General features: G+C 45.9%; 15 protein-coding genes and 1 other RNA gene. 8 read left to right on the top strand and 8 right to left on the bottom strand.

Translation table 11 applies throughout. From position 1 onward, the window contains the following. The first annotated feature begins 570 nt into the window (after positions 1–570). The 3 genes from ACO08K_RS31005 (at position 571) to rnpB (ending at position 2,508) form a co-directional block, all read left to right on the top strand. Positions 571–786 carry a hypothetical protein gene (locus tag ACO08K_RS31005; RefSeq protein WP_421800386.1) on the top strand — a complete coding sequence of 72 codons (216 nt, stop codon included), beginning with the start codon at positions 571–573 and terminating at the stop codon, positions 784–786. Then, entirely contained in the window at positions 783–1,949 is a 1,167-nt protein-coding gene (uxuA, locus tag ACO08K_RS31000) for a mannonate dehydratase (RefSeq protein ID WP_421800385.1), read from the top strand. The genes ACO08K_RS31005 and uxuA overlap by 4 nt, the downstream gene beginning before the upstream one ends. A 143-nt stretch (positions 1,950–2,092) precedes the next feature. Further along, positions 2,093–2,508: RNase P RNA component class A (rnpB, locus tag ACO08K_RS30995), an RNA gene on the top strand. Positions 2,509–2,606: 98 nt separating this feature from the next. Here the strand turns inward: rnpB and porV are convergent. Together porV and porU are read right to left on the bottom strand one after the other, a co-directional pair. Next, positions 2,607–3,821: a type IX secretion system outer membrane channel protein PorV gene (gene porV / locus ACO08K_RS30990; protein ID WP_421800384.1), complete on the bottom strand. Its 1,215-nt coding sequence runs from the start codon at positions 3,819–3,821 to the stop codon at positions 2,607–2,609. Positions 3,822–3,958: 137 nt separating this feature from the next. Next, positions 3,959–7,834, bottom strand: a complete 3,876-nt coding sequence (gene porU, locus ACO08K_RS30985) for a type IX secretion system sortase PorU (protein WP_421800383.1) — start codon at positions 7,832–7,834, stop codon at positions 3,959–3,961. Positions 7,835–8,119: 285 nt separating this feature from the next. Here porU and ACO08K_RS30980 point away from each other — a divergent pair, with 285 nt between their 5' ends. From ACO08K_RS30980 to ACO08K_RS30965, 4 genes are all read left to right on the top strand, one after another. Then, positions 8,120–9,142, top strand: coding sequence for a PorP/SprF family type IX secretion system membrane protein (locus ACO08K_RS30980; RefSeq protein ID WP_421800382.1), 1,023 nt, complete (start codon positions 8,120–8,122; stop codon positions 9,140–9,142). Between the two features lie 350 nt (positions 9,143–9,492). Further along, complete coding sequence (locus tag ACO08K_RS30975) at positions 9,493–10,995, top strand: SUMF1/EgtB/PvdO family nonheme iron enzyme (RefSeq protein WP_421800381.1); 1,503 nt, start codon at positions 9,493–9,495, stop codon at positions 10,993–10,995. Positions 10,996–11,126: 131 nt separating this feature from the next. After that, the gene (locus ACO08K_RS30970; RefSeq protein ID WP_421800380.1) at positions 11,127–11,672 is read left to right on the top strand and encodes a hypothetical protein; all 546 of its coding nucleotides are present in this window, start codon (positions 11,127–11,129) and stop codon (positions 11,670–11,672) included. Between the two features lie 309 nt (positions 11,673–11,981). Next, positions 11,982–13,283 (top strand): UDP-N-acetylmuramoyl-tripeptide--D-alanyl-D-alanine ligase, encoded by a 1,302-nt coding sequence (locus ACO08K_RS30965; RefSeq protein WP_421800379.1) that lies wholly within the window; start codon positions 11,982–11,984, stop codon positions 13,281–13,283. Between the two features lie 83 nt (positions 13,284–13,366). On the opposite strand, the gene ACO08K_RS30960 is transcribed toward ACO08K_RS30965, so the two are convergent. Further along, on the bottom strand, positions 13,367–14,473 hold the full coding sequence (locus tag ACO08K_RS30960) for a hypothetical protein (RefSeq protein ID WP_421800378.1): 1,107 nt from the start codon (positions 14,471–14,473) through the stop codon (positions 13,367–13,369). A 516-nt stretch (positions 14,474–14,989) separates the two neighbouring features. Between ACO08K_RS30960 and ACO08K_RS30955 the strand changes: the two genes are divergently transcribed. Beyond that, positions 14,990–16,552 (top strand): OmpA family protein, encoded by a 1,563-nt coding sequence (locus tag ACO08K_RS30955; protein WP_421800377.1) that lies wholly within the window; start codon positions 14,990–14,992, stop codon positions 16,550–16,552. A gap of 99 nt (positions 16,553–16,651) precedes the next feature. On the opposite strand, the gene ACO08K_RS30950 is transcribed toward ACO08K_RS30955, so the two are convergent. From ACO08K_RS30950 to ACO08K_RS30930, 5 genes are all read right to left on the bottom strand, one after another. After that, the gene (locus tag ACO08K_RS30950) at positions 16,652–18,010 is read right to left on the bottom strand and encodes a RagB/SusD family nutrient uptake outer membrane protein (RefSeq protein WP_421800376.1); all 1,359 of its coding nucleotides are present in this window, start codon (positions 18,008–18,010) and stop codon (positions 16,652–16,654) included. A gap of 21 nt (positions 18,011–18,031) precedes the next feature. Next, the gene (locus ACO08K_RS30945) at positions 18,032–21,097 is read right to left on the bottom strand and encodes a SusC/RagA family TonB-linked outer membrane protein (protein WP_421800375.1); all 3,066 of its coding nucleotides are present in this window, start codon (positions 21,095–21,097) and stop codon (positions 18,032–18,034) included. A 296-nt stretch (positions 21,098–21,393) separates the two neighbouring features. Further along, positions 21,394–22,590, bottom strand: coding sequence for a T9SS type A sorting domain-containing protein (locus ACO08K_RS30940; RefSeq protein ID WP_421800374.1), 1,197 nt, complete (start codon positions 22,588–22,590; stop codon positions 21,394–21,396). Positions 22,591–22,824: 234 nt separating this feature from the next. Further along, on the bottom strand, positions 22,825–23,043 hold the full coding sequence (locus ACO08K_RS30935; RefSeq protein WP_421800373.1) for a helix-turn-helix domain-containing protein: 219 nt from the start codon (positions 23,041–23,043) through the stop codon (positions 22,825–22,827). A gap of 475 nt (positions 23,044–23,518) precedes the next feature. Then, on the bottom strand, positions 23,519–24,991 hold the full coding sequence (locus tag ACO08K_RS30930; protein ID WP_421800372.1) for a RagB/SusD family nutrient uptake outer membrane protein: 1,473 nt from the start codon (positions 24,989–24,991) through the stop codon (positions 23,519–23,521). Positions 24,992–25,007: the final 16 nt, after the last annotated feature.

Genomic DNA, 25,007 nt, shown 5'->3' with positions numbered 1-25,007 from the left:
AAAAACATTTAACTGTTTTTTTCGACTGCCGACGCGCCAGTACTGCGCCTTCGGCCTGGTCATTCTATGCCTTTGATGCTGTGCATCGTCAGGAGCGACGTGCACGAACGCCAAGCGTAAACACCTTGTGCGAATGGATTTGCTTTTTCACACACCAAAATATTTTTTACTATGAAACACACTGCAATTTCTCAACGCAAACGTACAACTGAAAGTTTACTGCTCTTTGCTCTGGCCATCCTGGGTGGTCTAGGGCTATTTGTGTGTATGGGTATTTGAGAATACTACCAGACATTTTGCTCGGAGGACTTCAATTGCCCCAGGTTTCAACCTGGGGTTATCGGAACACCCTCTGAGTTGGGCTTTAGCCCCAGCCTTAAGTTTGAAGCTGTGGCTAAAGCCCAAAACAAAAGTTAATCGCCATCCACGCGCTAAAGCACGTGGCAATTCATGTCCTTCGAGCAAAAGGTTCTGTAGCATAGAACCTTGAACCCCTATTTTCTCCCCCTTTATCAGGGAGACTTATTTTTTTTCCGTCTTTCCATATATTGCCTACGTAATTTGAAAAACATGGAGGAGGTAGATATGGAAGAACTAAAAGCCTATGCCGCTGGGACCCTGTCTGCGCGTGAACGCAGCGCTTTTGAGCGTCGTTGCCGGGCTCAGGGTTACGATCCACAAATTCTGGTTGAGATACTGGAATTTGAAAAAGAAACTCGTGTACCTTCCTCTCGGTTTAATGAAAACAAAGCCTTCGAACAACTCAAATCCAAGCTCAACAAATGAGATTTCTAGAACAAACATGGCGCTGGTTTGGCCCCAATGACCCGGTTTCGCTCAGCGACATCCGGCAAGCTGGCGCGACGGGTATCGTCACCGCCTTGCACCATGTGCCCAACGGTACGGTGTGGAGCATTGAAGAAATTGAAAAACGCAAAGCCCAGATCGAATCAGCCGGTTTGCGCTGGAGTGTAGTTGAAAGTGTACCTGTACACGAAGACATCAAAAAACGCAGCGGTAATTACCGTCAGTACTACCTCAATTACGCCCAATCTTTGCGCAACCTGGGGGCCTGTGGCATTCGTACTGTTTGTTACAATTTTATGCCCGTATTGGATTGGACCCGTACCGACCTGGCTTATACTTTGCCCGATGGCTCCAAAGCCCTGCGTTTTGAAAAAAAGGCGTTTGCGGCTTTTGAACTCTGTATGCTCAAGCGCCCAAAGGCTGATCGGGACTACAGTGATGAAGAGATTGCTCATGCGGGTTTGTACTATCAACAAATGAGTGAAGCGGAGCGAACCCTATTGCAACGCAACATCATCGCCGGGCTGCCAGGGGCTGAAGAGGGGTATACTTTGGAAGAATTTCAACAAGTTTTGGACTCTTATCAGGATATCGATGCTGCTGCTTTGGCGGAAAATTTGCAGGAATTTCTCCGTCAAATTGTTCCCGCAGCGGAAGAAGCTGGCGTTAAGCTGACCATTCACCCTGATGATCCACCATACCCGATTCTGGGTTTACCCCGGGTGGTTAGCACAGAATCGGACGCCCGGCGCATCGTTGAAGGAGTGCCTTCTTCGAGCAATGGCCTGTGTTTTTGTACTGGTTCCTACGGTGTTAGAGCCGACAATGACCTGGCCGGAATGGTACAACGCCTTGGACATGCCATCCACTTTGTACACCTGCGCAGTACGCGCCGGGACGCCAGCGGCAATTTCTACGAAGCGGACCACCTTGATGGGGATGTGGACATGTACAGCGTCATGAAAGCTTTGGTGGAGCTCCAACAAAATCGCCCAGATCAGATTCCTTTCCGCCCCGATCACGGCCACCAGATGTTGGACGACCTAAGTAAAAAGACAAACCCTGGCTATTCGGCAATCGGTCGATTGAGAGGATTGGCGGAGTTGAGGGGGCTGGAATTGGGGATAGCGCGGTCTTTGTAAGTGAAAAGTGATGAATGATGAGTGATGAATTGCTGCCGCAGTGGAGATTGTCCACTGTGCGACAGCAATTCATCACTCATTACTTCTCACTCATCATTATTAACTTTTCACTTTTCACTTTTCCCTCCCTATCTTTGCCCCTTGCCGCAAACCACTCTATCGCGGGCTCGTGCAAATGAGCGTGAGGAAAGTCCGGACAACGTAGAGCGCCACACCATCTAACGGATGGGCTGCTGATTTGGGCTTCGGCTCGAAACAGTGGACAGATAGGGTCACAGAAAAGAAACTACCTCCCTTCGGGGCGGAAAAGGTGAAAACGTGTGGTAAGAGCGCACGCGGCTCGGTAGCAATATCGGGTGTGGATAAACCTTGTGGGTTGAAATGTCAAGTATACCTCAATTGGGCTTACGCCTGGCAGAGCTGCTCGTTTTGTTTTCGCAAGAAAGTTGAGGAGGGTAGGCAGATGGATCCTGCGCCGCAAGGCCAGGACTAGATAAATGATAGGGGCTGGTACCGCAAGGTATTGGAACAGAATCCGGCTTATCGGTTTGCGGCAAATTTTTTGTAATGATGAGTGATGAATGATAAGTGATGAATGATAAGAGATGAACTACGAAAGCACCCGATAATTCATCTCTTATCATTCATCATTTATCACTATTCTTCCAGGTCTGCAAAGTTGAACAACAACGAGAACCGCAGCGTATTGTCCAATGGGTTTCGTTGGTTGGTCGTAGGGACCAGGTAAGAGAAATTCAAACCAAATACATTGTATTTCAGGCCCAAACCTACCGTCAGGTATTTACGGGCACCTTTGCGTACATGTTCGCTGAAATAACCAGCGCGTACAGCAAACTGTTTGTCGTACCAGTATTCGGCTCCAAAGGAGAACATGAATTCACGTAGCTCTTCAGAAAGACCTTCAGGAGCGTCGCCCCAAGACGTTATAATTGCTCCAATAGGTGATTCTTCTTTGTAATCTGGAGTACCATTGTTGTTTAGATCACAGTCTGCTGCGCCACCCTGACAAGGGGTTGGCACCAGAAATTTGTTGACATCCGTGGTGAAGGTCAAACTATTGTACTGATCTAGATTCATGGTGTAGGCCGCGCCCAAACCGAAGTTGGCAGGCAAAAAGTCGCGGTCAGTACTATTGGTATAAGACACCTTGTTGCCGATGTTAGACAGTGCCAGACCTACCGTCAAATCCGCATCGCCGTTTTTTAGCTCGATAGGCGATTTGTAGGTCAAGGAAAAATCCGCTGCTCCTGCAATCGCAGGTTCAATTACGTCTCCACCTACCACGTTGCCCGCAGCCAGGTTGGAATAGATGAATTTACCCGTAACTGCAGCCGACATCTTTTCGGTCAATTTACGTGCATAAGCTATGGCTACCTCAAACTCATTCGGACGGCCAGTATTCAGTGCTGTACCGTTGATGTCGGTAAACTGGATGCTACCCAAAGAGAAGTAACGCAGGCCAAACCCTAAGGTCTGTAAGCCTTCCTTGTCCAGTTTGCGATAACCTGTGAGGTAGGCCATGTACACGTCGTTGAGGCCCAAAGAGCGCAACCAGGGAGTGTAGGTAGCCGACATCGCCATTTTGTCCTCGGCAAAAGCCAATTTGGATGCATTGAAGTGCATGGCGTTGGGGTCCGCAGAAATGGCAATCCCCGCATCGCCCATGGCACCAGAGCGCGCATCTGCTACAATTCTCAAGAAAGGAACAGCAGAGGTGACCGTATTGGTACAGGGTGTTCCATCGAGGTTGTAGTATTTTCCATCAGGACCGGGATAACATTGGGCATTCACGCTTTGGCTCAATCCAATCAGCGTAAAGAGGGCTGCCAAACGAAGTACTAAGTTCTTCATGAGATTTTTATTTTAAAAATCTTTTGAGATCGATACACAAGAACTAGTAAACAAACTTCATGCCGTTTTCTCATCATGTGTTATCGTTCCGTTAAAAAAAAAGTGCAATTTACTCATTGTACGAAAAAATGGCGATCTTATTTTAGCAGCACCAACTTTTCAAACTTACTTTCTCCCTTCAGGGTGCTTCCACCCGGCAGATTTGCTCGCACTTTAACTTTATATAAATATACGCCTCTGGCCAGGCGGTCGCCATAATCATCCCGACCATCCCACTCGATACAATCACCCTGGCGCAAAGCTCCATCGGATAGGAGGGAGGTTTCAATGGTTTTGACCAAACGCCCGGCGATGGTATACACCTGTACCAGGATATCAATTTGTTGGTTACTGGCATTGTGCTCAAACTGGAAACAGGTACGATCTGTAAAAGGGTTCGGGTAATTGAGGACGTGTTTGAGCGCAATATCGGCTGAGGAGGCCACCACAAATTCGGTATACCCCTCATTGGAGTTGTTGGCAATATCCCAGGCTTTGACCCGGATTTTGTGCAAACCTTCTGCCAAACCAGCAATGGGATACCGGACCTGACCTTTGGTGTAATCATCCAGTTCGGACTCAAAAAAGTCATTCAGTAGCAGGCTATTTTGGGTATTGTCATCCAGAACTCCTTCCAAATCGTGCCCAATGCTGTTGCCCACTACATTGATGCCGTTGTCGTCACGCAAACGCACCAGTAGGATCGGATCGGGGTTGGTGATGCCACCAAATACAAAGTCCAGGGAATTCATGTACACATCCACCACCGGGCCCTGAGCATCAGCCAGGCCACCGGGGCTGTTGCCACCAATGCTGATGTTTTTGTAGGCTCCAGTGGCATCCACCATGCTTACGGTGTCGGCAGCGTAATAGCTGATTTTTCCCAAACCAAAAGCATAATTGATGTCTTTAGGCACCACAAAAGTGAAACTGAAGCGACCATTGCGTACACTGGCTCTGCCTTTAAAAATAACGTTTTTTTGTACCTCAAATTGATAGCCTTTGGGGCTGCTGGGGTCTTGACCCAAGGTTGCTGCTTTAAAAGGTTTGTCAAATACGGTAGGGTATATGATGCCATTAAAATCGTTCAGCAGCGTTCCTTGAGCATCCACGATTTGACCTTCGATGGACACTTTTTGCAAGGCACGCAAGGTATCTGTACTATTTTGAGCCGCTTTGCCATTGATGGCAGTGGTTTGGATCTTGTAACGTGGCAAGGCCAGAATCATGGAGGGATCGCCAATCAGGGCAAATTTTCGGGAATTGGTTAATGTGCTTCCACTTAGGCGGTTTTTGGCATTACGCATAGCATCTCCAATGCTGGCACCCGGATCTGCTTTAAATAATTCTGACAAGGCAAAACTAGTTAGTGCAGCATTCTCAGAGGCGTATACGGCTCTTACAGTTGAATACAAGGCTACGGCTCCGCCACGTGGGTTTAACAATACCTCTTCACCAGCAGTAGAATTGCTCGCATCATCGTAACCAGTGAAAGAACAAGTGGCAGTTACCACTAAGGGCAAACGTTCAAAATTGGTCCAGTTTTGGATATCGCGTACCTGCAAAATGCGTTCCTGAGCCCAGCCATTGGGGCCACCATGCCCCAGGTAGGTCATAACCAAAGTACCCTTAAAAATCGCATTATTGATGGCTTCGTTTACTGCAGGGTAAAAATTACCACCAGCGGAGGCTACCTGGGGAAAAGCATCTAGGTAAAACTTATCAGGATTGAGTGCCGGGAATTTTTCTGCAACTTCCTGGGCGATATCGTCAGTATCTCGAGTATGCTGGTTATTATCTTCGTCGTCACCAATAAAAGTTAAACGGTTGCGCCAGTCGCTCATGGTTTGAGGTGAGAGGTCGTAATTGATGATTTTGTCAACTACTTGCAAGGCCTCCTCAGCTTTGCGCACGGTCAGGCGACCTACTGCTACATTCAAGCGCCCATTGAGGGGGTCAAAAGCAAGGTTGTTTTCTAAAATCCCATAAAAATCATCCGCAGGGAATGCATACAAGGGATCGAAATCGTCTTCCTGGAAGGTAGGGATAAAATTATTGCCGTACTTGTACACATCTCTTTGGTCGAATGAACCATCTCCCATCAATAACAAATAACGGAATTGGGGATCGCGCTGATAGACCATTCGGGCAAAATCGCGAATCGCGCTGGGATCAGCCCGACCTGAGGAAAATTCATTGTAAATCTGGTCCACACGTACTGTCTGCACCTCCAGCTTTGAATATTGACGACGGTGTTGGGCCAGTTTTTGGGTAGCTTCACCAAATTCTCCAGCAGCATCATACACAATGATCAAATCGGCTGAACGGATGTTGTGCAGGTTTTGATTTTCAACTTTACCCACTGCAACCGGGGATAGAAATCCTTGTTTGGAATTAAAGGCAATGAACTGCCGCAAGGCACTCCCCGCACTGGCCCCAAAGCTGAATTGTGCAGCATTGCGGGTGCCTTCCTGCGCTTTGGGTCGTTGCGGGTCGGTAATGTCCCAGACCAGAACATCGGCACTGGCATTGCTTAGTTCATAACTGGCCGAAGGGTATTGGAGTGTGTTGAGGTCGCGAAAAGCCATTTGATCTCCACTCATGATGAGCCTTCGACGAGCTTGCAACTGAATGTAATCCAGCCAACCTTCACTGCCAGCGCTAACATTTGGATAACGAATGATGGCATCCACCGCATCCTGATTCAAGCGAATAGTGCTACGGAGGTCGGCCCAGTTGGCATATTCAACTTCGGTAGCAGCAGCGCCATCCAGATAAAATACACTAGCGGCATTGGCGCTGTTGAGGCGGGTTCCGTTGAGTTCAAGGCTAAAAGAGGTAGGATCCAAAGCCCTTAAGGCCATGCGGGCACTGACTTTGACATCCTGATCAGGGATCAGATTGGGAAAGGTAAAGGCTTTGGCATACGTATTCTCCCGTGCTACCCGAAAATGGGTGCCAAACCACATCCGCCCCGATCCGCTCACACTGTTGGCATTGCTTTCCCAGGATTCCAGCAAGTTGATTTTGTCTTCTTCCAACCTGGCGAAATCGTCAAAACTATTGCTGGTGTAGGCCGTGTTACCAAGCGAATTTTGGCTGCTGATGCGCAAACCGCGCTCAGCGGCTATTTTGACAAAATAATAGTTTCGGGTATCGTAAATGTTTTTGCTCAGGTCAAAACGTTGACTACTGGCCTGGTAATCCCAGCGGTCGGGGCCTTCAGCATAAAACAGGATGTAATCGCCGGAATCAAATTTGCCATCGTCTTCACCCACAACCGAAACATGGTTTTCGACCAAATCATCCACCCGTGCTTCATTTACGCCCATAGGCAGCATCCCGCCGCCCTGGCCCAATATTTTGATGTTGCGCGGATCGACCCGGTCGATGTCGATTTTAAGCTGGTTTTTTAAAAAATCGTAACTCAGGCGATGTATCCCATTTTGGGTGACCGCAAATTTGAAGATTTGCCCGTCGCGCAGGGCAGAATTTTCAGTATAAGGATTAGAACGTAGTTCTGGTGTAGCTTCCGGACGCAGGGTGACTTTTAGTTCAAATTCAATTGCCCGCAAAAAACGGCCACCTTGGCGAATGACCGGAACGAAGTATACTTTGCCAAAAAACTGACGCCGGTCTTTTTCCACCTGGCCAAAAAACTTCAGGTTTTTACCGATACTTTCTGGAGCCCACTGAGGGGCATTAGGGAATTCCTCCCAACGTACATTGAGCAATTCGATGTCTAACTGTCCGGGGCCATCTACTGCAAATTCCTGAATGAACCAGGGTTGTTCTGCATTTTGTTTGCTGTAGACCGCACCCTTGAAACCCCAACGTTCCTTGGGCTGTGGTTTGGGCTGTAGCGACATGGTTTCAGCTTTCCACTGGAGGCTTTCCCGAATGAAAAATGGAGAATTGCCGTACAGCAGACCTAAGAATAATGTCAAAATGGAGGTAATCGCGAAATTCTTCATAAATTTCAAACGTTTCCGCAGTATTATTGATTACAAGAATTGACAATTTAGCGAATATTACGAGTACAGTAGCTTCGCCGTTTGGATTTCCAAAGGTAATCCAATTCAAGTTTCTGGATTGTCAAGTATACTACTGATTGACACCCTAAGGAGGGAAAATGTTGATTAAGAAGTTGAGGAGTTGAGAAGTTTAGGGGTTGAGGCAGCCGCAGTGTCATTGTCAAAGCCGCTCGCGGTAGCCTCAACTTCTCAGCCTTCTCAACTCCTCAACTAAAAAAACATACTATGCGCATAGGTCTACTTTTTCTTTTTTCAAGCTTGCTAATCACGCCGATTTTTGCCCAGGATCCCGTGTTTAGTCAGTTTTTTGCTGCACCACTGCACCTCAATCCGGCTTTTGCAGGTGTTTCACATGCGCCGCGCATCATGCTCAATCACCGCAATCAATGGCCCTCCTGGCCCAATGCCTACCAAACCTATGCCATTGCGTACGAACAATCTCTGCCTTTTTTGAACAGTGGCATTGGCGCGAGTATTACCGCTGATGACGCTGGGAATGGCATTTACCAAACGCGGCAACTGAGTTTGTATTACAGTTACCAGTTGAAAGCCAACGATGACCTGGCGCTGAAATTTGGCGTCGAAGCCGGAGCTTTTCGCTCCCAATTGGCTTGGGACAAACTGGTTTTTGGGGATCAGCTAGACCCAATCGATGGCCTGGGCAGCAATGGCCAGGGCTACAGCACCGAGGAATTGCGCCCAGACAACCTGGGCAACAACCAAATTGATTTTTCAGCGGGGTTGTTGGCATTCAGCAAGAAATTTTACGGGGGAATAGCTTTGCAACACCTGAATAATTTCAATGAAAACCTGCTCACATCGGGCAGTTCTTCCCTTTTAGTAGGGCATCCAATGAAACTTTCCATTCACGGTGGTGCCCAATTGGACCTGGGAGGAAGCGGCCGAAATGGAGAAGCCAATTTTTTTGCCCCCAACTTTTTATATGTACGCCAGGCTGAATTTTCTCAGGTGATGGTGGGGGGATATTGGGGCTTTGGGCCAGTTTTTGCAGGAGTTTGGTACCGCAACAGTGGCAAAAACCCCGATGCAGCGGTCGGTTTGATCGGTTACCGCTACGGCGTGCTGCGTTTGGGGTACAGTTTTGATGCTACCTTGTCCAATCTGGCATTGAATCGCACCGGAGGTAGCCACGAAATTTCGCTCTCCTTTACCCTCGATGAAAGCCGTGCCAATCAAAGGCGGCGCAAAAAAGTTAACATCAACGACTGTTTTCAGATCTTTAGATAAGGGGCGATAAAAAATAATTGCTCATTTTGCCAGAGGATTAAAGGAGTGAACGTTTCATTTTAAGTGTCTTGTCTAATCCTCTGGCTCAGGAAAAATGAGTAATTATTTTTGCCCCACTACTAATTATTTTTTTCTCTATTTTTGCCGCTCGATAAATATACCGCAGCAAAAGACAAAATTTTTGCGGTCGTATACTAATTCGATGAACGGAGCGTTCGGTATAAAGTCAAATGAATGAAGTTGGAGTTTGTTTAAAAGGGGGCCTAGTAGCTCGGGAAAAAATTTATACAAGCTCGTAAATAATGCCAATTCAGGTTGGTCGTTTCTCTAAAAAAAATTGGTCATTTATAATGAAAAAGTTGTTGAAGTTTGGTGCTTACCTCCTTGTCGCCACAGTGATTTTTACCTCCTGTAAGAGCAAGGAAGCTTCTTCCACCACGGGTTGGAACTACAATGATACCAAATGGGGAGGCTTCGAGAAGCTGAATTATGAGGGTCAAATCACCGGTCCCAACCTCGTTCCGATTGAGGGTGGTACTTTCTCGATGGGTCAGACCCAGCAAGACGTGATGTACGAGTGGAACAACGTCCCTCGGCGCGTTACAGTTTCTTCCTTTTACATGGATGAAACAGAAGTTGCCAACATCGATTACCGTGAATACACCTATTGGGTAGGCCGGGTTTATGGAGAAACGTATCCTGAAGTATACCGCAAGTCTTTGCCGGATACCTTGGTTTGGTACGACGACTTGTCCTACAACGAACCAATGGTTAACACCTACTTCCGTCACCCTTCCTTTGATGATTATCCCGTAGTTGGGGTTAACTGGACTCAGGCATCTGAATACTGCCTCTGGCGTACCGACCGGGTGAACGAAATGTTGCTCATCAAACGGGGTATCCTCAACGAAAACAACGAACAAAAAGACGACGATAGCTTCAACACTGGTTCTTACCTGGTAGGCCAGTACGAAGGTAACGTTCGTAAAAACCTTAAAGACTTCCGCACTGGTGAAGAGCGTCCAGCGCGTTTTGAAGATGGTATCATGTTGCCAGAATACCGCCTCCCTACTGAAGCAGAATGGGAATACGCTGCACTGGCTCTACGTGGTAACCAATCTGCTGAAGGCGATGAAAACTATACGGATCGTCGCAACTATCCTTGGAACGGTCAAACTTTGCGCTACCAAAAGCACGACAAATACCAGGGTCAAATGTTGGCTAACTTCAAAAAAGAAGCAGGGGATTATATGGGTATCGCTGGCAAGTTGAACGACAACGCTGCGGTGACCGCTCCAGTACGTAGCTTCTTGCCTAACGACTTTGGTTTGTACAACATGGCAGGTAACGTCAACGAATGGGTATTCGACGTTTATCGTCCATTGACCAGCCAAACCCTGCGTGATGCTGACAACCACGATTTGAACCCGGTTCGGGGTAACAAATACAAAACGGTTGAAACCGATGAAGATGGCCGTCCGGTTGAAAAAGACAGCTTGGGTCGCATCAAATACCGCTACTTCCAGGATGACGAATTGGCTACCCGCGACAACATTCGCCGTGGTAAAGCATTGGATTACCGGGATGGTGACAAAGAATCAGAAGCATTTTACGATTTTGAACAGCACACCCTGGTAAGCGACAAAGCTCGCGTGTACAAAGGTGGCTCTTGGGCCGATCGCGCGTACTGGCTTTCTCCAGGTGCCCGTCGTTTCAAGGATGAGGATGACGCCGATCGTACACTTGGTTTCCGTTGCGCCATGAGCCGCATGGGTGGTTCAGCTACCAACGACAAACCAGGTGGCAACCAATTCAAAGTGAAACAAAGACGTGTTGACCGTCGCTATAAATAAGCATTGATCTTTTGATCTAAAAAAAGGGGAGATGGTGTTGATTCACTATCTCCCCTTTTTTTTTCAAAAACCTGGAACAATCCAAATGGCTAATGACACATAGAAGAAATACCTAAAAACATCAAATGACTATGTCAATCCGATTTCGTTTTTCCTCAACTGTATCATTAGTCTTGCTATTGGTCTGCGCTCTTGCGTGCAAAAAGCAGGAAAGTGAAGATTTTATTGCCGAAAAAACCAAATCCTACACTGGTTCCTATGCCTGGGAATGTGCTTCTGGAACCGATTGCCAGGATGTATTTCAGGTGGAGCTTGAAAAAGGGGCAAAAGTAAGCTTTACTGTCAATTCGGTCAGTTCAGGCTCCGTTGCCCAAATTGCCCTGTATTTGCCTGGTACTGCGCTGGGGAGCACCAATTTGTTCACCATGTCTTTGAAAGAGCGTCGCTGTACGGAGGGAAAAGCCTGTAGCGATTACACTGCGGGTGAGACGGTGAATGATTTTGTAGTACCACAGAATGGCATTTATTTGTTTGCAGTTACCCGCGAATGGGGAACCAGTTGCGGCAGTGGTGGTACTTACCAATTGAATTTAAAATCAAACCAGAATTTTTCTGTAGTCAAACAAACCACAGAAGATAGCCCTTCAAAGGCGACAGGATTTGAATGTGTGAAATAACTCAGCTTTCGACAGTTGAGTAGCATGATGGGTGCTGCTCAACTGTCTTCATTTCCATCAATACTACTACTCACTATTTACTTTTCACTATTTGTTTTTTACTTTATTAAATTATCTCTTCTCAAATCAAGGTAAGTTGCCAAACCTTACTTAATTTTCCAGTCTCAGGGGCGATAAAAAAATAAGTATTCATTTTGCCAAAGGACCAGATAAGTAAACGATTCATTTCAAGTGTCTTATCTGATCCTTTGGCTCAAGAAAAATGAATACTTATTTTTGCCCCACTACTTAATCGTGTACCCTAACGACATGGAAATTTCAAGTCTTTATCAACTGTTTCTTAGTGCTGGCAAAGTCTCTACTGATTCGCGCAAAATTGAGCCCGGATGTTTGTTTTTTGCTTTGCGTGGCGACAATTTTAATGGCAATCAATACGCTCTGGCAGCCCTGGAGAAAGGTGCCAGTTATGCCATCGTGGACGACCCAGGACTGGGTGCAAACGATAAATGCATCGTAGTCCATGATGTGCTCCAAACTTTGCAGGACCTGGCGCGGCATCACCGTCGCCAATTGCACATCCCCATCATTGCCATTACGGGCAGTAATGGCAAAACCACCACCAAAGAACTCATTGCTGCGGTTCTGAGCAGTCAATATCCAATGCATTACACCCAGGGCAACCTGAATAACCATATTGGTGTGCCACTTACCTTACTGCAACTCGACCCACGGATTGAAGTAGCTGTAATCGAAATGGGGGCCAACCACCAAGGGGAAATTGACCAACTGTGCCGCATTGCGGAACCTACGCATGGTTTGATTACCAACATCGGCAAAGCTCACCTGGAAGGATTTGGAGGAATAGAGGGGGTGAAAAAAGGCAAGTCAGAATTGTACCGCTATTTGGCAGAAACCAATGGTTTAGCCTTTGTCAACAATGATGAGCCCTTTTTATTGGAACTGTCTACGCCGGTTAAAAAAAGAATCTTTTATGAACTCAGCGAAAATCCTGCGCCCAACCACAAACCTTATGAAGTCAAACTGCTACAATTACAACCCTTTATTCAGGTAGCCTTTTTGGATGAAACAGAGCAGTTGATAGCAACGGGTAGCAAATTGATGGGGGTGCACAATTTCCAAAACATAAAAACAGCTGTCACCTTAGGCAAATATTTCAAAGTCCCAGGGGCAAAAATCAAAGCGGCAATCGAAAACTACAACCCCAATATGAATCGCTCGCAATGGGTACCCTGGGGAAGCAATTCAATTTTATTGGATGCCTATAATGCCAACCCCAGCAGTATGGAAGCAACCCTGCGTTCTTTTGCTGAAAATGGTTTAGGGAACAAGGTGGTTATCCTTGGAGATATGTTCGAACTAGGCGATGATGCTCCAATCGAACACGAACGAATTGCCCAATTGGCCAATGGTTTGGGCTTTGAACAAGTTATTTTGGTGGGTAAACACTTTGCTTCGGCTGCCCAACAATTGGGCTGTTTGCACTTCGACAATGTGGAAGAATTGAAAGGATGGTTTACCGGCCAGACTTGGGAAAATAAAGTTTTTTTGATTAAAGGATCGCGAGGGATGGCTCTGGAGCGAGTGTTGTGAATGACGAATTTTTCGAGTGATAAATATCCGGCACTTCGGCTACGCTCAGTGACCGGATATTTATCACTCGAAAAATTCGTCATTCACAAAAACCTTTTTAATCCATTTACCAGCCGATCCGGCAGTTCCCCTTGTGATGCCAATTTATAGTCATTGTACGAACAGGGGATCAGCCGATGCCGCTGTTGTTGTTTGCTCGTTTTGACGGGCACCTGTAGCCACCAACGCCCGCTGCGTTGGCTTTTCCAAAAAGTAACGGTAAAATCCAGCGACTTTACTTCCACGATGTATTCCGTGAGGCCTTCGGTGCTGATTGGGAAATCCCCTTTGCGGTGGCTCAGGCCATCCAGAAAGTACCAGATCATTTGCGCCAATACACTGGCCGTTTGTGCTTTGCGGTCCAGTGAAGCTTTGTAGCCAAAAATGCCAAACGACTTCACCTTTTCACTCATCCCTCCATAGCGACAAAGCTGACAAATTTCCTCCACGCTGAAACCGCTGGGGCTACCATTTTCTTGCCCGGGCGCTTCACTTTGTTTGAGCGCGGCTACCTGACACCCCAACAAATCGGCATCGCGGATGATGGGTTCCACCTCCGCCAGGTTGGCTCGGGCTGTGCCCAACCGAATGTAATCAAAGTGCAATTCATCCATCAAGCGATAGGTAGCTGGCAAGGTGAAATGAGTTTGACAGCCAATGATGCCCAGATGGAAGAGTTTAGATTTTTTTTGGAAAACAATCTCGTTGAACAAGTCCGGGGTTTTGTTTTCACTAGGTACACTCAGGCGGATGAATTCATCCATTGCAACCATGTTGATGTGTTGCAATTCGTGCTGTAAGCCCTTGTATTGAATCTGCATCAAGGAGGGATCAGTACCCACGAGGATGGGCAAAATATTGCTTTCGTGCAATTCAATCAGCACGGGCATTATGAACTCGGCAGTGCATTTTCGAATGGTCCCCAGGTCGGCAATGTGCAAACCTTCAAAGGGAAAGCTCATGGTATACAAGGCTTTGCGCAAGGCAAGGCCCTCTTTTTCGTTTAAACAAACCAGAGCAATTTGAACCCCTTTCAAATCGGGAAAATTACCTTCGGTGTGGATGTATAATCGCGACCCCAAATGGTCTGCGTCCAAATTGGGTAGGGATAAAGCAGTGAGGTTGACCGGGCTGAGCCAATTGTCTAGCATAAAACACTATTGAAGTTCTGGTATACTAAGACCGGAAAGTTACAAAGGGATACCAGATAAGTGCAATCTAAGGGGGGATAAAAAAATGAGCATTTATTTTTGTCCCTTTACTAAGCCCACAAAAAGTGACTTTTACAAAAAAATGAGTATAAATAAGAAAAATATCTGTTGCATCAACGTTTCAATAGATAAGAAACCTTGGTTGGCGAAAAAATATGCCCTATTTTTGCCGGATCAGCGGACTTTGGTCATTTTTCGGTTATTTTATACCTAAAATGCAGGCCTGCTGTTGTTTCGGCTCGTAAACCTTTCACAAAAAGTTTACCTTCGCATACGTGGAGAGGTGGAAGTCGTGTGTTTTTTTCAAATCAATATGCCCATCTTTGCCGCACTGCCTGGTTTCTTTCGTTTGCTTTGGAACAATTTTACGCCACATAACGGTTGTATGGATCGTTATGAGCATAAATGCAAAAACCGATATAATCCCAATACTTAACTGATTTAATATCCAAAACCATGCAAAAACGTACTATGTTCTTGTTCCTCCTCATTTTCTGCTCCGGATTGGTTTGGGGGCAGGATGCCATTGAAACTACGGAGGAAAAACCAAAAACTGAAAAACCAGCCAAAGGAAAAGGTGACAAAGAGCCCAAAGAAAAGGCTGAAAAACCCGTGAACGAAGCGAAAGAAAAACCCAGAACCTCGGGTTTGGCGATACCGAAGAACATGTTCGAATTTGGTTTGAATGGTGGGGCTACTATCCTGGGAAGTGACGTTGCACCAAAACCATCCTACGGTGTAGGTTTCCACATTCGCAAGGCTACCGACTACATGTTTTCGATGCGTGCAGATTTCCTTTATGCCGATTTGAAAGGTATGAACCCTGTAAGCAATATCGAGCGTGAATTCAACACCAACTGGATTTCTGGATCACTTTTAGGGGTAATGTCCCTCAATAGCTTGCGTTGGGACAAATCCGTGCGCAGTACCAACCTGTATGTTATGGGTGGAGCTGGGGTCAACTATTTTGAGGCAAGATCATTCGATACAAATGACAACTTGCGCGTGTTTGACACCCTGGATCGTGAATTTGCCCCCCATGTTGGCCTTGGTGCAGGTATTGCTTTCCGCATCGGCCCAAAAATAAATATTGGTTTGGAAGAGCAAGCCATGATGGTTTTTGGCAAACGGGCGGATTTTATCGACAACATTTCAACGGGTAAATCTACTTTCCGCGATGTTGTTTCTTTTACCAGTCTCAGCATCAACTTTAACATTGGCAGCGCTTCTAAAAAGACCGAGCCACTGTACTGGATCAACCCTATGGATGGTGTGTTGAACTCTATCGACGACAAAATCAACCAACGTACCACTGGCTTGATCAAGGATGAGGATGGCGACGGTGTTATCGACGCCATTGACCAAGATCCCAACACTCCCGCTGGTGCAATGGTAGACACGAAAGGTCGCACGCTCGATTCTGACCGCGATGGGGTGCCGGATCACATTGATAAAGAACCATTCTACATGCCCCAACCCACTGAAAAAGTAGATGAAAATGGTGTTGTGACCAACCCTCAAGCGGGTGGCCCTGGCCGTCCTGGAAATGGAGGTGGAGGTGTTACGGAAGAGCGGGTCAAAGAATTGATTGATCAAGCCTTGCAAAACTACCAAATCACGGATAACCGTTCCAGTGCAGCAGAATGGTTTTTGCCGATGTTGCACTTCCCCAGTTCCAGCTCTCAGATCAAATACTCTGATTATGGCAACTTGGCTGGTGTAGGCCGCATGATGAAGGCCAATCCAAATATCCGCCTAGTGGTTACCGGATTTACGGACAGTACTGGTTCAGAAAGTGTCAACAACCAGTTGTCTTATGAGCGTGCCAAAAATGTAATCGAACATTTGGTGAACAGCCACGGCGTTCCACGTGGTCGCTTTGTACTACAGTGGAAAGGTTCTGCCGACAATTTGGTGCCAACCAGTTCAAGCTACATGAACCGTCGCGCGGAGTTTCGCATTGCAGGCCCTGGCGATGTTGAGCAAGATCCACCTGCTCCAAAAGAGGGCGGATATTAATAGCTAAAGCGGAAAGCGAATAGCAAAATAAAAGAAAAAGCCTCGCAGTGATTGATTTCACGCGAGGCTTTTCCTTTTTATTTGCTATCTGCTTTTAGCTTAATATCCTGTATTCTGAGCAATTACTTTATTGGAAGTATCGATTTCCCTTTGTGGGATTGGCCAAAGTGCACGGAAATCCTGAGTGATTCCATTGGCATTCCACTTGCCCAATCGACGTTGATCAAACCAGCGGTGACCTTCGTGAGCAAATTCGATTCTTCGTTCTTTTTCAATAGCAGCAAGCAAATCTTCTGCTGTTACCGCTGTAGAGGCTGGTAGTCCTGCCCGAGTTCGAATGACATTCACATCAGCCAGGGATTCTACCAATTTACCCAAATTGGCGCGGGCTTCTGCACGGATCAAGTACATTTCGGCAAGTCTCAACAGCAAAACGTTGTCATCACCAGGCACTCTGGTGAATTTAGATGTTTTACCTGCTGGACTGGCAGTGAAATTCACAGGCCTGCGTGCATCATTGGCTTCATGGGCATCGCGCAAGCTGTTGGTTGAGGCAATTTCATTGCGTCCGCCCAAGGTAGTTGGGTAGTAAAAGAATGCAATGGAATTGGTGTTGTTGATGTCAAATTGTAGTTCCCAGATGGCTTCGGAAGTATTCTTTTTGGTGAAAATATCCCCAAAACTTGCTCCAGCTACTAAGGTATAAGCTTTGCTGTCAATAACCTGCGTTGCTGCAGCTTCAGCTTCTGCCCACTCGCCGCGGTAAAGATGAGCCCGAGCCTTCAGAGCTAAAGCCACATTTTTATTGGCACGGCCAGTACCATTGCTAGCCAGGAGGTTTGTCGCCGCAAAATTGATGTCATCGAGTATCGCCGTCCATACTTCGGCTTCCGTATTGCGTGCTACAGGAACTGCATCAGAAGCAGCCAGGGTTGGTTTGGTTACCAAAGGCACCCCAGCTCCATTGCCCTTGTTGTATCCTGCCGCACTGCCGCCAAATGCCCGTATTAAATTAAAATAATGAAAGGCGCGGAGGAGTCGAGCCTCTGCGACGGCATTGTTGACGTTGAATGCTGGATCCGTAACACCGGCAGAAGCCTGGATAACGGTATTGGCACGGTTGATTCCAATGTAAATGGATTGCCACATGTTGGTCAATTCCGCGTTGTCAGGCAATAATTGGCGGTTAGCAAATTGGGCAAAAGATGGGAAAGTACCCGTATGTGCCAGGATATCTGAGTACAAATCCGCCAATGCAAAATACCGCAAACCCATGTAGTTACCATTTTGCACGGCGCTGTAACAACCAATCAAGGCTGCATCTACGTCCTGGCGGGTTTTGAACCCCTGCGCGCCATCAAGGGCCGTTTCAGGGTTGAGTTCGATGTTCTCGTCGCAGGCACTGAAAATATGGATGGCCAAAACCAGGAGAACAATTTTTATGATCGATTTTTTCATTGCTTCAAAATTATTGGTTGCTTAAAACGTAATGTTCAATCCACCCATGATCGTGCGTGCCTGGGGGAAAGTAAGGAAATCGGTACCCGCCGAGAGTGTGACTTCACCAAATGTACTTACTTCAGGATCCAGACCGGAATAGTTGGTAAAGGTCAGGAGGTTCTGTCCACCAACATATACGCGCAAACGATTGATTTTGAGCTTATCTGTAATGCTTTTTGGTAAGCTATAACCAAAGTTGAGGTTTTTCAAACGAATGAAAGAGCCATCTTCGAGGAAACGATCAGAAGTACGACGGTTGTTGTTCGGGTCCCCAAATACTGCCCTTGGAAAGGTGGTACTCTTATTATCCGGTGTCCAACGATCCAATACTGCAGCAGATTGACCAAAAATGCCATTCATCCCTTCACTAAAAGCGCGGGTGTTGTTGTAGATCATATTACCCGACTGGAATTGAAAGAAGAATGAAAGATCAAATCCTGCGAATGACAGATTATTGGTCATACCACCATAAAATTTGGGGAGTGCATTGCCTAAAATTTCTTGGTCTAGCGCAGTGATGAGACCATCTCCGTTCAAATCCTTGAATTGAATGTCTCCAGGTCTGGTCAAAGTAGATTGGTATACAGCGGTAGGATTCCCCGTTTTTTCTCTTGCTTTGGCATTCAAGGCATCAATCTCTGCCTGTTCCTGGAAAATGCGTTCTACGCGGAATCCCCGGAAGGCACTGGGGGCTTCTCCTTCAGCTACCCAACTGGCAAAACCCGAAGCGAATGGAGTTCCGGCCAGTTTGATGATTTTGCTTTCCAGAAAGGCCACATTGAAGCTAGTACTCCAACTGAATTTTTTTGATTCAATGTTGCGCGTATTCAACAAGATATCGATGCCCCGGTTTTCGGTAGATCCAATGTTTTCGGTGATGCTGGCAAAACCGGAAGTAAACACCAATGGGCGATTCAGCAGCAAGTCGATGGTGCTACGTTTGTAGGCTTCAATGACAAAGCTAACGCGGTTGTTGAAAAAACCCAAGTCCAAACCAACGCTTACATCCTCGTTGGTTTCCCAGGTCAATTCTGGATTACCCAATTGAGATGGGGATAAGCCAGCGATTTGGTTGTAGTTGGCACCTGGAGAAATCAAAGCTCTGGAAGCAAAGTTTCCGATGTTTTGGTTGCCTGTTTGGCCAAAGCCTGCGCGGAGTTTCAACTCGGAAATTACCTTGCTACCCTTAAGGAAGGGCTCTTCCGAGACACGCCAAGCCGCGGAGAATGCAGGGAATAAAGCCCAACGCTGATTGGCGCCAAAACGAGAAGATCCATCCCGGCGTACACTTCCGCTGACGAAATATTTTTCCTTAAAATTCAGGTTTAAACGAGAATAATAGCTGTTCAATCCCCATTCGGTGCGACTTGAGGTCAAATCCTTTTTCACTGAAGCGGCGTTGAGGGTTTTGATGGTATTGCCGGGAAAGTTTTCGCCTTGTCCAAAAAAGCTTTCTGAACGGCTATTCTGGAATGCTGTACCCAACAAAAGATCCAGATTCAAACTGCCAATTGCCTTACTGATGGTAAAAAAGTTTTCATTGACCAGGTTTAATTCCTGGTTGTACGCTTCAATACCCTGGCCGCGTAAGCCGAAGCCAGTATTTGTGGTGGTAGGGGAGAAGCGGAATTCGCGGAAATTACTCAAGTCGAGGTTGAGGTTGGTTCGGAAAGACAACCATGGTAAAATACTCCAATCCCCGTAAAGGGTAGATAGAATCCGGCCGCTGAAGTTTTCGTTGGTCGGCTCCAATTGTGCTGCCACGGGATTTTCCACCGAAGAGTTGGCGTCTTTGGCGTAAGTTCCATCAGCATTGCGAACAGGGATGTGTGATCCCATCAAAATAGCTGCACTCAATACCCCGTTGATGTTGTTGTCGTTGTTCAAACGATCACTGTTGGAACGAGACAAAAAGGTACTGGTACCAATTTTGATTTTATTGGTGATGAAGTTATCGAGGTTCAATCGAATGCTGTAGCGGTCAAATTTTGACCCCTTGATAATCCCATCTTGAGTGAAATAAGCGGTAGAAAGGTAAAATTTAGTACGCTCATTGCCTCCTGAAAAAGATAAATCTGTTTGGCTGATCGGTGCAGTTTGCAGGATCTGATCAGACCAGTTGGTGCTTGGATAAGTATCTGGTGCTGCATCCAATCCAACCAAGCGCTGCGAGCTGGGTAGAGAGGTAGCCGTAAAACGGTTGCGAATGGCTTCTTGGACCAGTGCAACGTATTGTGGGCCGGTTAGCGTCTCCGGTTTTTTCTGGATTTCTTGCTGTCCATAATAAGTATTTAGGGATACCTGGGTTTTACCTGCTTTTCCCCTTTTGGTCGTAATCAATACAACCCCATTGCTGGCTCTAGACCCGTAGATAGCGGCTGCCGAGGCATCTTTTAACACTTCAATGGACTCGATATCGGTGGGGTTGATGTCGGTTAAGGCATTGGCTTGCTGACCACCGAACCCAATTTGAGAGTTGCTACCCGTACTGATAGGTACCCCATCAACTACATAAAGGGGTTGATTACCTGCATTGATTGAGGATGGGCCACGTACCCGAACGGAGACACTACCCCCTGGTGTACCCGAGGCTGCCACAACTTGTACGCCAGCTGCCTGGCCTTGCAATGCTTGATCTACACCTGTAACTGGTAGTTTGGAAAGGGTTTCTCCACTTACTTTAGCTACTGAACCGGTAATCCCTTTTCTGGATTGGGAACCGTAACCTACCACTACTACGTCTGAAAGGCCGATTACTTCGGTCTCCATGGTGATTTCATAGTTGTTGGCATCAGTTAAGGTCACCTCTTTTGGTGCAAATCCGGTATAACTGACCATCAGAACGGCGGCATTAGGGGGAACCAACAATGAGAATGCACCACTCACATCGGTGATGCTTCCCACGCTTGTTCCCTTGACTAGTATGGTGGCCCCAATTAGGCCTTCTCCATTGTCGTCCGTCACTTTACCAGTGATGGTTTTTTGCGCCCATAGCGCAGCACTTCCCAATAACAGGAGTGCTAAGACTAGTGAGAGTTTTTTCATGAAAAAATTTGGTTTTATGTTAAAAATTGAACCTAAAGTCGGCTAAATGCACAAAATTGCTTTATTTGGGATGGTGAGTAGTATGACTTAAAGTAGGAAAATGTATCAATACATATTACAGCAGTATCATTTTCAACAAAGGTTGCTAACAATTGTTCATGGATGAAAATGAAACCTTGGTCGAATTTCGACCAACCTACATGGATGATTTCGGCCTTAATACACAAAAAAAGGGGGGCGAACTTTGTCCGACCCCCAGATATCATTAATACAAATATGAGTGAAAGCAGATTAAATTAACGAACTACTTGTATTTTCTTTTGAATCTGTTCACCACTTGAGGTAATCATGTTGACAACATACGATCCAATCGCTACATTACGCAGATCAATAATAGAATTGTCATTATTGATTGTTTTGAACAGTACCCGTTTTCCATCTGAAAGATTTATTATTGAAACGGAAGCCAAACTAATGTCTTTATTAGCGGTACTCAAAAACAATTCATTACTCACCGGGTTAGGGTAAAGTGTAATGCCTTCACCCAAGGCTATTTTACGAGTAGAATGGGGTGCTGTAGTAATTTGACCATCTTTTCGAGAATTTCCGAATAAGAATCCGCCAGAACCAGTAACGGTCACATCTATGAAATCTCCTACGGTGGAACCACAAGTTTGAGCACTTACTTGTACAACATAATTACCTGGAGTAGAACCGGTAATAACTGTCAATTGTGATCCATTTAAATTGTTGGCATACCAACCATTTGGAATTGTCCATTGAATATTAGATATATTGAAGCCATCATAGTAGAAGTTTCCGAAACTGTTTGTTCCTAAAACGGTAGACGATGTAGTAATCTCGGGCCATTGTACTCCATAATTAACGGTTGTTGTTGTTTCGCCGCTCGAAGAGAAACAAGTGGCAGATGATGAAGGTGGATTAGCTCGCACACTAATGTTAGCAGTTCCGCTACCGGAAGAAGGTGCCGTTATGGAGACCGTTGTTGAAGATGTGATAAGAGAGGTTACCTGTTGGTTGTTGATACTCCAACCTGAAGGTACAGTAAAGGTATAGCTAGCTGCATTAGCAACGCTGGAGGCAGTGTACGAGCCAGTGCTGGAATTGCATAGATCTGAGGGGCCGTTTAGAGACTGTGGATTATTTAGAGGACCTCCTACGTATGTTTGCATACCCCCATTATATACCAGCGAGTCGCTACATTTTTTTGTTGCGGATGCGAAAACCACTAACCATCCTGGTGTAGATCCTGTAGGGACTGAAATAGTAGTACCTGTGTAATTCGTTGAGCTTCCATTTGGAAATAAAACCGTCCACTTTACCTGGGTGCAAGAAATATTTAATCCAACACTAAAGGTATAGGTAGCGACATTAGCACAATCTATTTCATAAGGCCCATTAACATTAGCACGGATGTTTATACTCCACAGCAATAAAAATAAGGGAATCGAAGTTTGTAGGAACTTTTTCATCATGATTGGATTTATATGGTTTAATAATAAAAATTCTAGTTACACTTCCAGCGCTATACTTTCGAGATTAGGTACAAGCCCGGCGCCCTTGAGATGCATCAAGTTTAGTAGTTCAAAGTTAGGTTTAAGCTAAATATAAGCATGTCGAATAGTGTCGCATGTTGTGGCGTGTTGTCGCTTTCTTTTTAAGTATTTGAAAATTAATTAATTAAATAACTTTTTATTTATTATTCGTTATTCTATTGATAATTCAGGCAAGCCATTTCGGTTAATTTCCTCTCCATTCAAAACCTTAACAATAACCTCCACCCATTTAGGGCCAAGTAACTCTCCAGGAGGCTGAATGCCCCGCTTTTTTAATTTCCGATAAATTGTAGAGCGATGGATACCAATCTGATCGGCAAGTTGGGAAAGCGTAACAAGTTTAAAGTCGAGTAATACTTCAGTGTTCATGATTAAATATGGAGTTTATATGAGGGAATATGGCAAAAGATATTGCTCCATACTCATTTGAGCATAACGCAATCTTACGCAAATACAATATTATTACGTTTTCCCATGAGCTGCAAGGGAAAAACAAGAAAAAAACGTTATATTGTAACCTAGTTTTCATAACTCCAATTCCACCTCATACACCTTCAAATAGCGCTTACCAAATTTCAATCCCCGCTTTTTAAATAATCGAATCATTGACTTATTCTGTACCAACACCGAAGCCAAAATCTTCTAAATTTTAGATCAAAAGCAATTTACAAAATATAATTTTTCATACTATTCCCTAAACTTTACCCCTGAAATACATTCTCACACAATACTTTGGTACCACTGTAAGCTCCATTGGGTGAGCTTTGAGAAAGTTGACAAAAAAAGGGGGGTGAACTTTGTTCACCCCCCCCAATCGGATTAGTATGAAATAAAGAAAAACGGATTAATTGTTGGGCAGACACAGTTTATTGGCAATCAATTCACCTTGTGGAATTGGCCAAATGTAATCAGGCTGTGTCGGCAGGATCGTTGCTACGTTGGCTTTGCCAGGAATAGGCAAGAGCAAACGAGTACAATCCAAAGAGCGTAAACCTTCACCCAAGAATTCCATGCGGCGCTCCAACAACAAGGCGCTGATAAACGCATTGGTGTCAGCGAAATCGGCAGCTGTAAAGGTTTTCGTAGCGTCAGAACGGGTGCGAACTGCGTTCAACAGGGCGATGGCACGATCATTCACCCCACTGGTGCGTGCGATGGCCTCAGCAGCGTTCAACAATACTTCTGCATAACGGATCACTGGAGCATAATCCAGGTGTTGAGGACCCAATGGGAACTTGTTCAAGTAGATTTTGCTGCCTACTGTAGTGACGAATTTTTTCCGGGCATCCCCTGCATTGAAAGCAGCATTGTTGATGATCCCAGCTGGATTCAGAGAGAAATCACCAATACCCCGTGGGCCAGGGTTGTAGTAACTACCCAAACCATTCTGCGTACCAGGCAAGTCATTCTCAGTGAAAGGCATAGATAGAATGCTCTCCGTAGTCGTATGCGGTGGTGCAAATGTTTTGGCAATATCTGCTTGCAACTCATGCGCTACACCACTTGCCGCTTTGAACGGAGCTGCATTAGGCACCAGTTTATTGGCTTCGGTGATGACATCATTGTACCGCTGCATGGACAGGTAAACCCGCGTTTTGAGCGCAATTGCCGTGTTTTTGTGGGCACGGGTAGTGTTCAACAAAGCACTGGAATAATTGGCTGGCAGGTTTGTTTCTGCAAAGTTCAGGTCAGCAAGAACCTGATCATAGGTTTCCGCTACTGTAGCACGGGCCAAGTCATTGCCACCGTCCGATTTTTCACCCTTTAAACGGAGTGGAACACCCAGTTTGGAACCATTGCCATCCGCAAATGGGCGGCTATACAAAGTCAGCAAGCTGTAGTAGCACAAACCACGAATGAAACGTGCTTCGGCGATGTAGTTGTTGGCCAATGCATCATTGCCCAGTACTGCTTTGTTGGCTTCGAGGCCTTCAATGAAAAGGTTACAGTTGTTGATCGTAAAATAAACCTGGTTCCAAAGGTTGTTTACTTCGTTGGTACTGGCAACCAGGGTATGGTTCCAGGTTTGCAAACCCGTAACCCCGTTGGTCGTTTCGTTCAGAAACTCCTCGCCGCGGATGTCGTGGTATACCTGGAAACGCCCCCCATAAAAGTTACCATTCTGGATGTTGTTGTACAATCCATTGACCTGGTTCAGAATACGAGCTGGTGTCGCAAAGGCAGACGCATCACTGATGGTCGTAATCGGAACGGGGTTCAGGAACTCTTCCGAATTACAGCCCGAGAAAATGAAGGTTCCGCCGATGAAAGCCAGCGCAACGCTTGTTTTTTGAATAAACTTTATCGTGTTGTTCATGATTGTCCTTTAATTT

This window comes from Haliscomenobacter sp., from assembly GCF_965225875.1.
GTDB lineage: Bacteria > Bacteroidota > Bacteroidia > Chitinophagales > Saprospiraceae > Haliscomenobacter.
The sequence above is the reverse complement of the archived record's forward strand: the minus strand, read 5'-3'. Positions and strand labels throughout refer to the sequence as shown.

Coding starts and splice junctions, on each gene's coding strand:
- porV (WP_421800384.1), bottom strand. CDS start 3,821: ATGAAGAACTTAGTACTTCGTTTGGCAGCCCTCTTTACGCTGATTGGA.
- ACO08K_RS30970 (WP_421800380.1), top strand. CDS start 11,127: ATGTCAATCCGATTTCGTTTTTCCTCAACTGTATCATTAGTCTTGCTA.
- porU (WP_421800383.1), bottom strand. CDS start 7,834: ATGAAGAATTTCGCGATTACCTCCATTTTGACATTATTCTTAGGTCTG.
- ACO08K_RS30950 (WP_421800376.1), bottom strand. CDS start 18,010: ATGAAAAAATCGATCATAAAAATTGTTCTCCTGGTTTTGGCCATCCAT.
- ACO08K_RS30945 (WP_421800375.1), bottom strand. CDS start 21,097: ATGAAAAAACTCTCACTAGTCTTAGCACTCCTGTTATTGGGAAGTGCT.
- ACO08K_RS30980 (WP_421800382.1), top strand. CDS start 8,120: ATGCGCATAGGTCTACTTTTTCTTTTTTCAAGCTTGCTAATCACGCCG.
- ACO08K_RS30960 (WP_421800378.1), bottom strand. CDS start 14,473: ATGCTAGACAATTGGCTCAGCCCGGTCAACCTCACTGCTTTATCCCTA.
- uxuA (WP_421800385.1), top strand. CDS start 783: ATGAGATTTCTAGAACAAACATGGCGCTGGTTTGGCCCCAATGACCCG.
- ACO08K_RS30935 (WP_421800373.1), bottom strand. CDS start 23,043: ATGAACACTGAAGTATTACTCGACTTTAAACTTGTTACGCTTTCCCAA.
- ACO08K_RS30975 (WP_421800381.1), top strand. CDS start 9,493: ATGAAAAAGTTGTTGAAGTTTGGTGCTTACCTCCTTGTCGCCACAGTG.
- ACO08K_RS30965 (WP_421800379.1), top strand. CDS start 11,982: ATGGAAATTTCAAGTCTTTATCAACTGTTTCTTAGTGCTGGCAAAGTC.
- ACO08K_RS31005 (WP_421800386.1), top strand. CDS start 571: ATGGAGGAGGTAGATATGGAAGAACTAAAAGCCTATGCCGCTGGGACC.
- ACO08K_RS30940 (WP_421800374.1), bottom strand. CDS start 22,590: ATGAAAAAGTTCCTACAAACTTCGATTCCCTTATTTTTATTGCTGTGG.
- ACO08K_RS30930 (WP_421800372.1), bottom strand. CDS start 24,991: ATGAACAACACGATAAAGTTTATTCAAAAAACAAGCGTTGCGCTGGCT.
- ACO08K_RS30955 (WP_421800377.1), top strand. CDS start 14,990: ATGCAAAAACGTACTATGTTCTTGTTCCTCCTCATTTTCTGCTCCGGA.